This is a genomic window from Phyllobacterium sp. 628 (assembly GCF_014189505.1).
GTDB lineage: Bacteria > Pseudomonadota > Alphaproteobacteria > Rhizobiales > Rhizobiaceae > Phyllobacterium.
The window spans coordinates 1,076,378-1,089,910 of sequence record NZ_CP050301.1; the positions used below are offsets into that span (position 1 = coordinate 1,076,378).

The 13,533-nt window shown below is 56.9% G+C and carries 16 protein-coding genes and 1 pseudogene; 11 read left to right on the top strand and 6 right to left on the bottom strand.

What is annotated here, in order from left to right; translation table 11 throughout:
* Positions 1 to 186: 186 nt before the first annotated feature.
* The 4 genes from HB779_RS06825 (at position 187) to HB779_RS06840 (ending at position 2,889) form a co-directional block, all read left to right on the top strand.
* Entirely contained in the window at positions 187 to 1,020 is an 834-nt protein-coding gene (locus tag HB779_RS06825; RefSeq protein WP_244642474.1) for a D-alanyl-D-alanine carboxypeptidase family protein, read from the top strand.
* A gap of 116 nt (positions 1,021 to 1,136) precedes the next feature.
* Complete coding sequence (locus tag HB779_RS06830; protein WP_188345001.1) at positions 1,137 to 1,721, top strand: hypothetical protein; 585 nt, start codon at positions 1,137 to 1,139, stop codon at positions 1,719 to 1,721.
* Positions 1,718 to 2,308, top strand: a complete 591-nt coding sequence (locus HB779_RS06835; RefSeq protein ID WP_188345002.1) for a hypothetical protein — start codon at positions 1,718 to 1,720, stop codon at positions 2,306 to 2,308. Before HB779_RS06830 ends, HB779_RS06835 begins: the two co-directional genes overlap by 4 nt.
* A 5-nt stretch (positions 2,309 to 2,313) precedes the next feature.
* Positions 2,314 to 2,889: a hypothetical protein gene (locus tag HB779_RS06840; RefSeq protein ID WP_188345003.1), complete on the top strand. Its 576-nt coding sequence runs from the start codon at positions 2,314 to 2,316 to the stop codon at positions 2,887 to 2,889.
* A 268-nt stretch (positions 2,890 to 3,157) separates the two neighbouring features.
* Here the strand turns inward: HB779_RS06840 and HB779_RS06845 are convergent, their stop codons facing one another.
* Complete coding sequence (locus HB779_RS06845) at positions 3,158 to 4,465, bottom strand: hypothetical protein (protein ID WP_188345004.1); 1,308 nt, start codon at positions 4,463 to 4,465, stop codon at positions 3,158 to 3,160.
* Positions 4,466 to 4,982: 517 nt separating this feature from the next.
* Here HB779_RS06845 and HB779_RS06850 point away from each other — a divergent pair.
* Entirely contained in the window at positions 4,983 to 5,675 is a 693-nt protein-coding gene (locus HB779_RS06850) for an alpha/beta hydrolase (RefSeq protein WP_188345005.1), read from the top strand.
* Positions 5,676 to 5,737: 62 nt separating this feature from the next.
* On the opposite strand, the pseudogene HB779_RS06855 reads toward HB779_RS06850, so the two are convergent.
* A pseudogene (locus HB779_RS06855) lies at positions 5,738 to 6,923 on the bottom strand (MFS transporter).
* A gap of 225 nt (positions 6,924 to 7,148) precedes the next feature.
* On the opposite strand from HB779_RS06855, the gene HB779_RS06860 reads away from it, so the two are divergent.
* Both HB779_RS06860 and HB779_RS06865 read left to right on the top strand, forming a co-directional pair.
* Positions 7,149 to 7,781, top strand: coding sequence for a glutathione S-transferase (locus tag HB779_RS06860; RefSeq protein WP_188345006.1), 633 nt, complete (start codon positions 7,149 to 7,151; stop codon positions 7,779 to 7,781).
* Between the two features lie 115 nt (positions 7,782 to 7,896).
* Positions 7,897 to 8,316, top strand: coding sequence for a glyoxalase/bleomycin resistance/extradiol dioxygenase family protein (locus HB779_RS06865; protein ID WP_188345007.1), 420 nt, complete (start codon positions 7,897 to 7,899; stop codon positions 8,314 to 8,316).
* A 60-nt stretch (positions 8,317 to 8,376) separates the two neighbouring features.
* Here HB779_RS06865 and HB779_RS06870 read toward each other — a convergent pair whose 3' ends face one another.
* A complete protein-coding gene (locus HB779_RS06870; RefSeq protein ID WP_188345008.1) occupies positions 8,377 to 9,255 on the bottom strand; it encodes a DMT family transporter in 879 nt (292 codons plus the stop codon).
* Positions 9,256 to 9,263: 8 nt separating this feature from the next.
* Positions 9,264 to 9,677 carry a VOC family protein gene (locus HB779_RS06875; protein ID WP_188345009.1) on the bottom strand — a complete coding sequence of 138 codons (414 nt, stop codon included), beginning with the start codon at positions 9,675 to 9,677 and terminating at the stop codon, positions 9,264 to 9,266.
* A 197-nt stretch (positions 9,678 to 9,874) separates the two neighbouring features.
* Between HB779_RS06875 and HB779_RS06880 the strand changes: the two genes are divergently transcribed.
* Entirely contained in the window at positions 9,875 to 10,036 is a 162-nt protein-coding gene (locus tag HB779_RS06880; protein ID WP_188345010.1) for a Thivi_2564 family membrane protein, read from the top strand.
* A gap of 73 nt (positions 10,037 to 10,109) precedes the next feature.
* Here the strand turns inward: HB779_RS06880 and HB779_RS06885 are convergent, their stop codons facing one another.
* A complete protein-coding gene (locus HB779_RS06885) occupies positions 10,110 to 10,997 on the bottom strand; it encodes a LysR substrate-binding domain-containing protein (RefSeq protein WP_188345011.1) in 888 nt (295 codons plus the stop codon).
* Between the two features lie 124 nt (positions 10,998 to 11,121).
* On the opposite strand from HB779_RS06885, the gene HB779_RS06890 reads away from it, so the two are divergent.
* Complete coding sequence (locus tag HB779_RS06890; RefSeq protein WP_188345012.1) at positions 11,122 to 11,358, top strand: hypothetical protein; 237 nt, start codon at positions 11,122 to 11,124, stop codon at positions 11,356 to 11,358.
* 195 nt (positions 11,359 to 11,553) lie between these two features.
* Complete coding sequence (locus tag HB779_RS06895) at positions 11,554 to 12,555, top strand: hypothetical protein (protein ID WP_188345013.1); 1,002 nt, start codon at positions 11,554 to 11,556, stop codon at positions 12,553 to 12,555.
* Between the two features lie 48 nt (positions 12,556 to 12,603).
* Here the strand turns inward: HB779_RS06895 and HB779_RS06900 are convergent, their stop codons facing one another.
* Positions 12,604 to 12,792: a hypothetical protein gene (locus HB779_RS06900; RefSeq protein WP_105737893.1), complete on the bottom strand. Its 189-nt coding sequence runs from the start codon at positions 12,790 to 12,792 to the stop codon at positions 12,604 to 12,606.
* Between the two features lie 153 nt (positions 12,793 to 12,945).
* Here HB779_RS06900 and HB779_RS06905 point away from each other — a divergent pair, with 153 nt between their 5' ends.
* Positions 12,946 to 13,521, top strand: a complete 576-nt coding sequence (locus HB779_RS06905) for a class I SAM-dependent methyltransferase (RefSeq protein WP_188345014.1) — start codon at positions 12,946 to 12,948, stop codon at positions 13,519 to 13,521.
* Positions 13,522 to 13,533 lie beyond the last annotated feature (12 nt).

The following is a 13,533-nucleotide window of genomic DNA, read 5'->3' on the forward strand; positions in this document are numbered from 1 at the left end:
CACCAACAACATGTTGATACATCTGCCGCTTGGACTTGGCGGGGAAATCAGCTAACACAACGGCAAAGCAGCGGATTATTAACGATGCCTTGCTATATATATGTCTGATTTTACAGCTGAAACCTGACGATCCGGAAAATGAACGTGCCACGAATTTTTTATCCACTGTCCTTCATGTCAAAATGCATGGCATTGTTTGTTCTGGTCGTTGGCATGGCAAGCGGCTGTACCACAACCTCCGCCTTGCAGCCGGTTGCATCGACGGCGCCAATACCGGTGATCACGGAAAAGTCCGCGTCGATCGTGGTTGATGGTAGCACGGGTGCGGTCCTGTATCAGGCGAGCGCCGATCTGCCGCGTATTCCGGCATCGCTGACCAAGATGATGACGCTGTATCTGACCTTCGAGGCGCTGGAATCCGGCCGCCTGACCAAGAACAGCATGATCCCGGTTTCCGCCCATGCGGCTTCGCAGGCGCCAAGCAAACTTGGTTTCAAGCCCGGCCAGTCCATTGATGTTGACACCGCCATCAAGGCCATCGTGGTGAAATCCGCCAATGACGTTGCCGTTGCGCTGGCTGAAGCCATTGGCGGCAGCGAGCCGCAATTTGCTGCACTGATGAATGCCAAGGCGCGCCAGCTCGGCATGAAGGGCACCAATTTCAACAATGCTTCCGGTCTGCCTGATCCGATGCAGATGACCACAGCCCGCGATATGGCGCTGCTCGGCATGTCGCTGCGCCGCCACTTCCCCAACCAGTATTATTATTTCGCCCTGCATGAATTCACCTTCAATGGCAAGCTCGTCGAAGGTCACAACCGGGTTCTGGCCAAGCTCAACGGTGCTGATGGCATCAAGACCGGTTATGTCCGCGCCTCCGGTTTCAACATCGTTACCTCGGTCAATGACAATGGCCGCCAACTCGTTGCTGTGGTCATGGGCGGCGAAACCGCCAAGGTCCGCGATCAGCAGGTGGTCGATCTCGTGCACAGCTACCTGCCCATGGCTGCCTCCCGCTAACAGAACCTCCCGTCTCCAAGGTCTTGCCTTCCGCCGCGCATACGTTGCATGGTTCGCCTGAATGCGACTCAGAGTTTAGCTGAGTTGCAGTCATCTGATGGGAGGATGATCGCCCGATGTGGTCCTATGTGCGCAATCTTCGCAGCAAGGCTTTCGCCTGGATAAGCGCCGGTATTGGTGGTTTTGCCGCAGTGGCGGTTGCCATTGGTCTGGGTGTTTTTGAAGGTCAGGCTAAAGTCGAAATTCCCGCAATCGCGCCCGGCCAATCGCTTGATGCGGGCAAGTGGCTGATCAAGCCGTTGAAAGCTTGGTTCACAGACCAGAAGATTTTTATGCTGACGCCGAAGGCTGGTCAAAAGGCGCTTGTGCTTGAGGCCGAACTGATGAACCGCACCGCCCAGTCTGACAAAGATTATTATGAGGTTTTTCAGCTGCCCCCGGATATCATGGCGAAGGCGGAAAAGCCGATGTTCTTTCTGGCGCGCGATGAATCGGTGATGCCTTCGCTTCAGCCCGGAATGCCCGAAAGAATGGTCTATGTCTGGATCGTGCCCGCCGATATCGTTCCCAAAGACTCCCTTGATTTCAGCATTGAAGCCGAGACGTTCAAACTGCGCAACAATCTGACCGGAGAACCCGGATGGTGGGGCAAATACACCGCCGGTACTGTCAACTTGCCGTTGCAGCCGGGGCAGGGATGATGCGCAGGGTCGTCAATATACTGGCGGTGATTGTGTCTGTTGCCTTGCTATACGCCATGCAGCAGACCAAGCCGCATTATGAGGATTTGACCGGGCCTATCGCGGTCTATGGCAAAATGCATGACAGGGTCCACACGCGCCAGTTTGATGTAACTGTGCAGCGGGTGGATTTCACGCCGGTGCTCACATTCACCCAGTACGGCCAGAACAAAACGCTCACCACGTCGGGTCTCTGGGCTGTTGTCACGGCCGAACTGGCGGCAACGACAGACACGACCACGGTTCTTGCCGCCACATGGCGCGGCCCATCCGGATTGCAGTTCAGGAGAAGTGACCGCGTTGGTATGGTGGCCAGCCAGCAGCCTCCGGTGCTGGGGCCGGGGATACCGGCGCAGGTGCGTCTTGTCTTCGAAATTCCGTCGGATCAGGTCAATGGTGCGACGCTCCTTCTCTCGAAGCAAAGTAGCCCCCGTCTCGACTCCGAAGCCCGTATTGCCATTGATGATTACAAGAAATTCAATGACGGCCAGCCACTTACATCAGACAGCTACGATTTGACCAAACCGGTTCTGGTTTCAGGAAATTGATGCCGATGACACTTGTGCCTGAAGACACTGCAGACCTTCCCGAGCGCCGTTGGCGCCGCCGCAGCCTGTGGGCCCTGCTGCTTATTGTCCCTGCGGCGCTGGCCGTCAGGAGTTATGACGATATCAAGGAGATGTCCAAATACAACAATCTCCTGCCCATTGACGTTGCCGCCGGTCAGAGCGTGCATTATGGCGGCAGCGACTGGCAGTTCGCCGAACTGCGCACGGTTACAGAGGGGATAAAACCCAAGTCCCTGCCTGAGAATACGGTCCCCGTGGTGGCGCGGTTTATCGTTGAGATCGGCGATACGGATTTGAAGAACCTCTGGCTCATGTGCGGTATCCGGCTGGTCGATCCCTCCGGGCGCTCTTGGTCGCCAACCTCGGTGCCAGGCATGCCGCGCCCGGCCGCAGGCATCGAGACATGCCAATCCACGGCGTTTTCCGAAGTCAGCAGGGGTATGCGCCGCGTGGTTGAGGAAACCTATCTGGTCCCGGCCAATGTGGCTGCTACGGTGCATGTTGAACTCGGCATGCACAGCGAGCGCCCCCGCTATCTGCGCTTTGCCCGCTTGGAGTGAGGTAGGTCTGATCTATTTGCAGAATGTGACTCCCACCCTCCCACCTGTGGGGAGGGTCGCTGCGCAGCAGCGGGGAGGGGTATTTTCCTAGCAGCCCGCTTTTATCAAAGGATTGATCTCCTACATCCCACTTGGCCCCCCCACCCCGGACCCGCTGGTCCGACCCTCCCCCACGTTGGGGGAGGGTGGGAGGTGCCTTCTGAGCATTCCTGCAATCCTCCCTCTCCCTCATGGTGAGCTTGTCGAACCACCCACAACGGTTTTGCAATCAGGAAACTATTGCAGCAGGTTCCGTATCGCCTCCCGCTGGCAGCACACGCTTCCGCGTCATGGAAAACGCCGTCTCCAGCACCGCAGCCAGAAAACAAATCCGCAGCGGCTCAACCAGAATTCCGGTGGAGGAATCCTGCAGCGGACTGCCGAACAGAAAGCTGACGCCGTTGCTCAGGACCTGCCAGACATCCAGCGGATACGGGCCGATCAGCCGTGCAGTGCCCAGCCACAGCCACGCCGCGGCCCATTCGATGAAACGGTAGCCGAGGATCAGCGTCAGGATCAGCAGCAACCCGGAATTGAGTGTCAGCTTGACGCTGTTAGCAATGGGCAAATAGCGTGAGCGATAACCGCCGATGAAATGTTCGACGAAATCGCGCAGGAATTTAGGAATGGGTTTGTAACGTTCGCCAAACCGCTCGACCCGGTGGTGCAGCCGCAACAGCTCCTTGTCATCCCGCACGTCATAACCGTAGACCAGCGCCACCATCACCAGCCAGATCACCGGCAGCAATGCATGGAAGAACAGCGTAATCGCGGCGGTGCTGAAGGGTTGCGGCACCTGCTCGATCGGCACCAGCGCGGCGGCGTAAGCGGTTGAAACCGGCTCCGCCAGACTTGAGACCAGCGTCTTGATAGTGGTCCACAACGTACCTTCTGTCAGCGCCCGCATCCACGTGTCTTTCCAGCGGCTGATGATATAAAGACCGATGAAAATCCAGTTGGTCTCGCATACGACCATGATGAGCTGCCAGACGCTGCGTCCGGTCTTCTCTTTCATGATCTTGGCGAACTTGCGCACCACCCACGAAATGGCGACGGAGAGCAGGATCCATTTGGAATCCAGCACGTCGAGCACATTGCCGCCGCTTCCGCCGAACGGCATCTGATCCAGCGCCATGCGCGAATATTGCCGCACAGTGTCGCCAAGAAAACCCCAGGCGGCGTAATAGGCGAAAAACGGAATCAGCGCGACGGTGATCATCCCGGCCAGCCGCGAAAATCCGCTCCGCATATCATCCTTGCCTGGATCGGCTAGTCCGCCACCTTGTGCGGCATTCAACGCCGGAAGTCCGGGCCGGACGATCTGAATCATCGAAACAGTTGTCACCAGTTGCGTGAGTGCCACCAGTGTCAGAACAGCCAGACCGCCATAGTGGTTGACATAGGCGGTTGTGACAGCGAGCTGCATCAGCAGGCTGGAAACTATCAGTCCGAGCAGCACCACGGCGATCAATTGCGGCCAGAACCGCAACCACAACCGGAAAGTAAGCCTGATGGGTAATGCCACTTCAGCCAGCATGTCAAACTCCCGCGAATCTGCCGCCGACCTTAGCAAAATCTGCGGCTCTGTCACGATTGGGGTGCCGGTCAGTGCGGCCGGGCGTTATAGGGTGAAACCCGAAGTTGCATTTTGTGACCGCGAGAATTGCCGAACTTATAGATTCAAAGTCACGGTTTGACGCGCTTGGATCACCCTGATTCCGGTGCATATAGTGCGCCGGACGAGACCGATCCCAGAGGCCGTTTCCACCTCTTGCAACCAATGCAGCTTTCAGGAAGAAGCGAAGAAAAGGCCAAAAATCCCGGCCTTGAATCGCTCCAAGGCGTTTGAGGTTGCAGGTTTTAAAAGGCGGATTTCTGCCTCGTTTCCACAATGACTTCAACGAAAAAACTCAACTGAAACAGTATCATAGGTAGAGTAAATACACCCATGGCGTGCTTGGATCGCCATATATGTATGCCTATAGTCGCGGCCGCCAGGTCTGGCTTTTTGCCGTTCCTGCGATGCAACATATTGAGGGTCAGGGGAATGGGATATGTCTCGAAAGCCTAGTATAATTCTTGTGCATGGCGCGTGGGGTGACGGCTCGCATTGGAGCCGCGTCATTCCATCGTTGCATGCCAAGGGCTACACGGTGCGCGCCGTCCAGAATCCGCTGACATCGCTTGCCGATGATATTGACCGCACAGCCAAGCTGGCGGCGGCAATGGAGGGCTCAACCCTGCTCGTCGGCCATTCCTATGGTGGCGCAGTCATATCCGGGGCGGGGCACACGCCCAATGTCATCGGTCTTGTCTACATTGCAGCCTTTGCTCCGGACAAAGGAGAATCGCTGAACCGGATTTTCAGCATGCGCGATCTGCCGCCAGCAGCGGCCCATCTCCACCCTGACCCCCACGGCTTTCTCTGGTTTGATCCGGAAAAGTTCCGGGAGAATTTCTGTCAGGATGTGAACGAAACAGATGCGCTTGTCATGGCGCTGGCGCAGAAATCGATAGCGACACGTTGCTTCGAAGACAAGGCGGGTAAACCGGCCTGGATCACCAAACCGTCCTGGTATCAGGTGTCGGAGAATGACCGGACGATCCCGCCGGAAACCCAGCGCTGGTTTGTCCAGCGCATGCGGCCGCAGAAGTCGATCTCCCTTGCCGCCAGCCATGCCTCGATGACCTCACACCCGGATGAGATTGTTGCCTTGATCGATGATGCCGCACGTTCGCTGGCGTGATTTACAGCAACAAAACTGCGCCGGAAAGCCGGCGCAGTCAGATTTTTCCGCGATTGCTTTACTTAGCAGGCAGCGAGAACTTCCGTTCCTGCCCGGCGGTCGAGTGCCTGGCTCCACAGGGTCAGGCCAAGGGCGCCGACGACAAGGATGGAACCCACCCACGGTGTTGCACCAAGGCCAAGCGGCGAGGCAACAATCAGTCCGCCCAGGAACGCACCGCCGGCAATGCCGAGGTTGAAGGCGGCGATATTCAGGGCCGAGGCCACGTCGACCGTTTCCGGCGTATGGATTTTGGCAAGCTGAACCACATAGAGCTGCAGGCCGGGTACATTGGAGAAGGAAAGCGCGCCGAGCGCGGCAAGCGTTACCAGTGCCCAGACCGGCGAAACCGCAGTGAAGGTGAACACGGCGAGCACGATGGCCTGCAAGGCGAACATCACAACCAGTGCGCCGACCGGATTGCCATCGGCCACGCGGCCGCCCACCATATTGCCCACGGCAATCGACCAAGCCATAGAGCACCAGGATCAGCGATACGGTTGAACCCGCATAGCCGGTGATCTCCTGCAGCACCGGCGCGAGATATGTGAACATCACGAACGTGCCGCCATAGCCAAGTGCTGTCATGGCGAAGGCAAGGAGCAGGCGGCCGCTGCCAAGAACACGCACCTGATCAATCAGGCGGGCAGGGGCAGCCTTGGCGATCTTCGCAGGCAGAAGCATGGCAATGGCGATGAATGCGATGACACCGAGGGCGGACACAGCCCAGAATGTTGCACGCCAGCCGAGTTGCTGACCGATAAAGGTACCAAGCGGCACGCCGGTGATAATGGCGACGGTCAGGCCGAGGAACATCATGGCGATGGCCGAAGCGCGTTTGTTGGGTGCTACCAGATCAGCGGCAATCGTCGCGCCGACAGAAAAGAACACACCATGCGCAAAGGCGCTGAGCACGCGGGCCACGAGCAGCAGCTCATAGGTCGGGGATAAAGCTGCCGCCGTATTGCCGATGATGAACAGAGCCATCAGGCCAAGCAGCAGAGGCTTGCGTTCGATCTTGCCGGTAAGGGCGGTCAGCACCGGAGCACCGAAAGTAACGCCCAGCGCATAGACGCTGACGATGAGACCGGCCAGCGGCAGGGTAATATTGAGATCACCGGCGACAGTGGGCAGAAGACCAACGATGACGAACTCTGTTGTGCCGATGGCGTAGGCGCTGATTGTCAACGCCAGAAGGGCGAGAGGCATTGTCTTAATCCTTTGAATGGCAGGTCAGATGTCGCTCCGGCCTGAAATGGGTGTGTGCGGATTGCGATCCGGTTGACCTCAATATGGGCAAAGCACATTCCATTGATAATCGGGAGATATTGCGTGAGACCCATGAATTGAATTCATAAATGAAGGCAATCGCCCCGCAAGCCTTGTCATATCAGGCCATTTCAACAAGACTGGCAGCAACCGGGACCTGATGTGATGCCTGATTTGCCTGTTCTTTATTCCTTTCGCCGTTGCCCCTATGCCATGCGGGCGCGGCTGGCTGTTCTGGCATCGCATGTCACCTGCGAACTCAGGGAAATTGAGCTGAAGAACAAGGCGCCGGAATTCCTTGCCGTTTCGCCTTCGGGCACCGTGCCGATGTTGTTGCTGGCCGATGGCACGGTGATTGATGAGAGCCTCGATATCATGCGCTGGGTGCTGGCGCAGCACGATCCGGAACATTGGCTCAGTGTGGACGATGGCGGCTTCATCGCCCGCAATGACGGGCCCTTCAAACGCAGCCTTGACCGCTACAAATACCCTTCGCGGTTTGCCGGTGCCGATGCCCATGCCGAGCGCAGCAAGGGACTGGCGATCCTGGATGATTATGAACAGCGGCTGGCTTGGTCGCGTTATCTCTTTGGCGCCTCGCCGTCGCTGGCGGATATGGCGATCCTGCCGTTTGTCCGGCAATTTGCCAGTGTCGATCCGCAGTGGTGGAGCGAACTTGATCGTCCGCATGTGAAAGGTTGGCTCGGCGCGTTCCTGTCGTCAGGCCGGTTTGAGGCGGCAATGGGAAAATATCCAAAATGGCAGGCTGGTGATCCGCCTGTCCTGTTTGGCCACTAGTTTCCGCTCCCGAAATTATTTTGCACAGGTTTGTCGGATTTCTGTCTGGCCGTTCGTCCTTGGGTTAACCTGCCATAAGGGCAGGCATCAGAGCCTCAAGAAAAGGGAGAACAACATGAATACAGCAGCCCAGCAAAACACCAGAACACCGAAAGTTCTCAACGGTCTTCTGCCCTACATCATGGTGGATGGCGCGGTGAAGGCGGCGGAATTCTATACCCGCGCCTTCGCTGCCGCAGAAGAACATCGCGTGCCCGCTGATGAGTCTGGCCGCACCATGCATATCCATCTGCACGTCAATGGCAGTTCGCTCATGCTCAGCGATCCCTATCCGGAATATGGCCAACCGCTGAAAACACCGCAGGGCTATTCCCTGCAACTGGTTGTTGATGACATCGATACCTGGTGGAAGCGCGCGGTCGATGCGGGTGCCGAAGTCATCATGCCCGTCGAAAAAATGTTCTGGGGCGGCCGTTATGGCCAGCTGAAGGATCCGTTTGGCGTGATCTGGGCCATAAGCGGGCCAGTGGAATAAACGCTTCCCGTTTTCAAGCTGCAGGTGGTGGATCGGCAAGCAACCGGTCCACTGCCAGTGCTATTCCACGGCTATTGCCTTGGGTGTGCCTCTGTTTTTCAGGTTGAGAAGATTGCCCGAAAGGATCAGCACCGCACCAAGCGCCGTGTAGATGTCGAGGCGTTCCGCATAGATCAGCCAGCCCAGAACGGCGGTCAGCGGAACGCGCAGGAAGTCCATCGGGATGACCACCGTCGCATCCGCATAAAGCAGAGCCTTGGCCATGCAGAAATGCGAAAATGTGCCGGTGAAGGCAATGATGATCACCCACGGCCACGCATGCATGGTCGGCCATTGCCAGACATGCAGTGCCGGCAGAAGGCCGATACCGGACTGGATGATCAGCATCCAGAAGATGATCTTCACCACACTCTCGGTGCGTGTCAGCGATTTGACCATGGTGAAGGAAATACCGAAGGTGAATGCAGCCCCCAGCACAATGAGCTGGCCAATCTCCACCGTACCGACGCCGGGCCGTACGATAATTACCACGCCGACAATGCCCAGAAGGATGGTCAGTGTCCGTAACAGGTTCATCCGCTCGCCGAGGAACGCCACAGCCATAATGGCGGTCCATGCCGGTGTGGTGAATTCGATGGCGATAACCTGTGCAAGCGGGATCAGCGACAGTGCCATCAGCCAGGCGAACTGACCAGCATAATGGGCTGTATTGCGCCCGAGATGTTCCCAGATGCGCTTCGTCCTCATCGCCCGCAATCCGCCCGACGAGCGGATCAGCGGATAGAGCATGGCCAGCCCGATCAGCGAGCGCATCTCCATGATCTGGAAGACGTTCAGTTCTTTCGAGGCTTCACGGCCTGAAATCGCCATCAGCAGGATGGCAGTCAGCGATCCGGTCATCCAGAACGCGGCCTTCAGGTTCGACGGCTTGAATTCCATGGCATTGGCTACTTGGCGTACACGCTGGCAAAATCGGCGAAACCCTTGACTTCGATTGGATTGCCGGATGGATCGCGGAAGAACATGGTCCACTGTTCGCCCGGCTCACCCTTGAAGCGCACCACGGGTGGCATGACGAAATCGACCTTTGCATGCTTCAGCCTGTCCGCAAGCGCGTTCCAATCCTCAAGCGGCAGGATCACGCCCATATGCGGCATCGGCACCATGTGATCGCCGACCTTGCCGGTATTGGTGGTTTCGAACGGCTTGCCCAGATGCAGCGATATCTGATGTCCGAAGAAATCGAAATCAACCCATGTGTCAGTGCTGCGGCCCTCTTCACATCCCAGAATGCCGCCGTAAAAACCGCGCGCTTCATCAAGATCGGTGACGTAATAGGCAAGGTGAAACAACGAGGGCATGGGGATTGATCCTGAAAGGGAAGGTAGACCGGAATCTATCAGCAAGTTTACGCGCAACGCAATGCTGGGTTGTTCGAAAGTGGGGTAAGCAGCGGCAGATGCCAATCGGATAAATTGCTGGTTTCATGGAACAAAATAGCCAGCAAAGAGTTTTGACAAGCTACGATTGTTCAGGTCCCGAAAACAGGAAGTTTGTGATGTCCATACTTATCAGTCTTTTGATCACCGTTTTGGTGATTTTTCTCGTACTCTATCTCGTACAGATGCTGCCGCTGGATGGCCGCGCCAAACAGATCGTTCAGGTGATTGTCGTCGTGATCGGTATTATTTCGCTGCTGAAATACATCGCAGTCTTCTAAACACCGGCAGCCTCATACGATTTGAACCGGCGTATGGCTGGAGATTTTGGCGGGATCGAAAGTCCCGCCATCTTCATATATTTACTTCCCCGATCAGGCCCAGCAGCCAGTCGCGGAACGCGCGGATTTTTGGAACGTTGCGGCGTGATTCCGGATAGACCAGCCAATAGGCATGGACATCTGTACCCACAACATCGAACGGTTGGATAAGCTGGCCTTGTTCCAGTTCCGGTTTGAAAAAGAACGGTGTCAGGATGCCGACACCCTGTCCGGCCAGGACGGCGCGGCCCTCCAGATGCTGATCTCCCAGCCGGTTGCGGCGGTCACCGATCAGTTGTGGGTTCTCAATACCAACCAGCTTGAACCAGATCGTCCACCATGGGTCACCCGTATCCAGCACAGGCAGTTGGAGCAGGTCCTCCGGTGTCTTGATCCCGCCGACCGACGCTGCTAGCGCCGGACTGAGCATGGGGGAGAAGTGCGAATTGAACAGCTTGTGGCAGACAAGACCCGGCCATGGTGTCTTGCTTGTGCGGATGCCAACATCAGCTTCCTGTTGAGCAAAATCCACCATATCGCGCGTAGATTGCAGCCGGACGGCCAGTGACGGATGCTCCATCTGAAAGTGGCCCAGCCGTGGAACCAGCCATGTGGCGGCGAAAGTCGGGATTGTGCTGATGGTCAGAACGCCGTCGGCACTCTCACGCGTCGCGGCAAAAGCTGCCTGCAGGATTTCAAAGGCTTCTGTTGTTGCCGGGGCCAGTCGTGCACCCACCTCCGTCAAAACCACCTGACGCGGCATACGCAGAAACAAGGGCGTAGCCACGCGTTCCTCCAGCACTTTGATCTGATAGCTGACAGCCGCCTGTGTCATCCCCAATTCTTCGGCCGCCTTGGTAAAACTGCCATGACGCGCGGCAGCTTCGAACACCCGGATAGCGGCGAGGGGCGGTAATTTCATCATCTCTACTCATAAGGACGCCTTATGGATACTACTCGCCGTTTTGTTGGAAAACAAGCGCGATCAGGCGCATCTGTACACCACCCAAGACGCCGCGCTTCGAGCGCAAACCGGAGATGAGGTCATGAACCCTTCACCAGCACATTGCACATCCGTCGAGAATCCGAGCTCCCGCTGGAGCTGGCTCGGCACTGTCGGCAGGCTGTTCACGCGAACGCCAGCATCAGCCGTGATCCATGCGGATGGTTTTTCCGACCATATGATGCGCGACATCGGTTTTATCGATGGGCGTCCCATTCGCGGCGAGGAACCGGCAGCTCACGCCAGCTTGCACAAGGATATTTTCAAGAGCCCAGTATAGCTCCCTGTCCCGCGCGGCAGGGCAGGCGGAAAGGTGCCGCAAACCTGTTGAATTATGCAGCGAAGGCCTCCACAAACGGACACATTTTGATTCGAAAATATCTTTGCTTATTCGCGCGGAATTATTGTTCACGTTGGCCGCAGTCTGGAGCAGGATAGGGAATCGCAGAATGGTTCAACAGGAGATATGACCCCGGTGCACGCGAGATATGCTTTCCTAGGTATCGTCAGTCTGTTCAGCCTCTGCGCCATCCTCTTCCTGAGCCCTCTGGAAGCATCCGCTGCGCAAAGGCCAACGGACATTCCGCCATGGCTGCAGGCCTATATCGGCGAAGGCGACGGCCAGATCGCGCAACCTGTCCTGCAGAGAGCCCGCGCGCTTTATCTGCGCAAGGTCAGCCAAGGCGCTGTAAAAAACCCCTGCTATTTTGCCATGGATGCGACGCGCCCAAACGACCCGGGCGACGGTAAGTCGGGAGGCCGGTTTTATACCATCTGCGAATCCGCTCAGACGGTTCATGTCATTTCGTCAGGGCATGGCAGCGGCAAGAATCTGAAAGGCGTCGTTGATTTTTCCAATGGAAGACAGTGTGCCAGAAACTTCGGCAATGCGCTGGATTCGAACCTCACGGCCGGCGGTGTTTACATGACCGACGAGACAAAGACGTCCTTCAAGGGCTATTACCGCGTCCCAGGGGCAAAGGATGCGGCCTACCTTCGCTCGTTTATCCAATTTGAAGGTGAGGGCGAGACGGCAAATGCGCGGCCGCGCGCTATTGGCGGGCATGCAGCCGTGGTGGTCAGAGGCGTCTGTCTGAAGAAAGATTCGGCAAGCCGATACGCAAATCGGGACGGATACGTTCCGCTCGGAAAACTGGTGGAATATCCTGGCGGGCGCAGTGACGGCTGCACCAGCTGGACCGCATCGGACGCTAATCAAATTATCTCCATGGTGAAGGATAATCGGACGACGCTCTACATCTATCCGGAATCAGCCGATATAAATGCCGTAGCCAAGGCCGTGGCGAGCGGCCGCTCGCCGTCCAAGGCGGGATTATATTGGAATGAATCCTGCCTGAAAGAAATTCGCGCTCCGAAATTTTGGCCCAAAGAGACGCTGGAGCCGGTCATAGCTCAGTATAAAAACGATCATCCGGCACCGCCACCCCAGCCGATACCCCTTTGCCAGGCGCAATAACATTTGGCTCCCGGCACGGGTAAAGGCGGTCGTTGAAATATTGGGTGGTCAGGAATCGAAATCCACTTCAAGCTGCTTTTCGAGGGCCACGAGGTCCTCGGGCAGCGGCATTCCCATGGCTTTCAGCTCGTTGAGGTGCTCGCGCAGCGTTTCGTGAATTTCATGGGCGTCCGCCGGCCGCTGCACCATTTCTTCAAGCAAAAGTGCGATCTGTGCCTTGATGTCTTCGAACGCCATGTTTTTTCTCCATCCTGGAACAACGTCTCACCATACTATCAGATGGATAGCAGGCATATAAGCGCAATTGACTTCTGCTCACGGTACTGTTCGATTAAGTCGGTTTTTAAGCGATATCTGTATTTGTTGCATATATTGAAAGTGAGATTATCCATGAAAGGCCGTGAAAGCGGAATGCCGGAAGAGGCCAGCTGGTCTGCTTTCTTTGATGCGGAGGCGGCTGTGCTTGCGCTGCTTGGCCCGCAACCCGTTGACGGGAATGTCGTGGAATTCGGCTGTGGTTACGGAACCTTCACCCTGCCTGCCGCCAGACGCACAAACGGCATCGTAACGGCACTCGACATCGAACCCGATATGATCGCGAGCGTCAAGATGAAGGCTGCGGCTCAATCCTTGCCGAATATTGCCGCCAGCGTCAGAGACTTTGTTGCCGGCGGAACCGGACTTGATGCCAATTCGCAGGCACATGCCATGATTTTCAACCTGCTTCACCTTGAGCATCCCGTTGCATTGCTGCGGGAAGCGCACCGGATCATCCGGCCCGGTGGCGTGTTGTCAGTGATGCATTGGCGCAGCGATATACCGACACCGCGTGGTCCGCCGCTGACTATCCGGCCACTGCCGCAACAGTGTGCCGGCTGGATCGGTGAAGCGGGCTTTGACAGTATAATCGCGGTGGATTTGTCGCCCGGTTGTCCCTACCACTTTGGCATGGTGGCCCGGCGCTGACACCGATCGGCA

What these genes read in the sequence shown, in the direction of transcription:
- HB779_RS06825 (WP_244642474.1), top strand. Translation starts at nt 187, where the DNA reads ATGGCATTGTTTGTTCTGGTCGTTGGCATGGCAAGCGGCTGTACCACA.
- HB779_RS06830 (WP_188345001.1), top strand. Translation starts at nt 1,137, where the DNA reads ATGTGGTCCTATGTGCGCAATCTTCGCAGCAAGGCTTTCGCCTGGATA.
- HB779_RS06835 (WP_188345002.1), top strand. Translation starts at nt 1,718, where the DNA reads ATGATGCGCAGGGTCGTCAATATACTGGCGGTGATTGTGTCTGTTGCC.
- HB779_RS06840 (WP_188345003.1), top strand. Translation starts at nt 2,314, where the DNA reads ATGACACTTGTGCCTGAAGACACTGCAGACCTTCCCGAGCGCCGTTGG.
- HB779_RS06845 (WP_188345004.1), bottom strand. Translation starts at nt 4,465, where the DNA reads ATGCTGGCTGAAGTGGCATTACCCATCAGGCTTACTTTCCGGTTGTGG.
- HB779_RS06850 (WP_188345005.1), top strand. Translation starts at nt 4,983, where the DNA reads ATGTCTCGAAAGCCTAGTATAATTCTTGTGCATGGCGCGTGGGGTGAC.
- HB779_RS06860 (WP_188345006.1), top strand. Translation starts at nt 7,149, where the DNA reads ATGCCTGATTTGCCTGTTCTTTATTCCTTTCGCCGTTGCCCCTATGCC.
- HB779_RS06865 (WP_188345007.1), top strand. Translation starts at nt 7,897, where the DNA reads ATGAATACAGCAGCCCAGCAAAACACCAGAACACCGAAAGTTCTCAAC.
- HB779_RS06870 (WP_188345008.1), bottom strand. Translation starts at nt 9,255, where the DNA reads ATGGAATTCAAGCCGTCGAACCTGAAGGCCGCGTTCTGGATGACCGGA.
- HB779_RS06875 (WP_188345009.1), bottom strand. Translation starts at nt 9,677, where the DNA reads ATGCCCTCGTTGTTTCACCTTGCCTATTACGTCACCGATCTTGATGAA.
- HB779_RS06880 (WP_188345010.1), top strand. Translation starts at nt 9,875, where the DNA reads ATGTCCATACTTATCAGTCTTTTGATCACCGTTTTGGTGATTTTTCTC.
- HB779_RS06885 (WP_188345011.1), bottom strand. Translation starts at nt 10,997, where the DNA reads ATGAAATTACCGCCCCTCGCCGCTATCCGGGTGTTCGAAGCTGCCGCG.
- HB779_RS06890 (WP_188345012.1), top strand. Translation starts at nt 11,122, where the DNA reads ATGAACCCTTCACCAGCACATTGCACATCCGTCGAGAATCCGAGCTCC.
- HB779_RS06900 (WP_105737893.1), bottom strand. Translation starts at nt 12,792, where the DNA reads ATGGCGTTCGAAGACATCAAGGCACAGATCGCACTTTTGCTTGAAGAA.
- HB779_RS06905 (WP_188345014.1), top strand. Translation starts at nt 12,946, where the DNA reads ATGAAAGGCCGTGAAAGCGGAATGCCGGAAGAGGCCAGCTGGTCTGCT.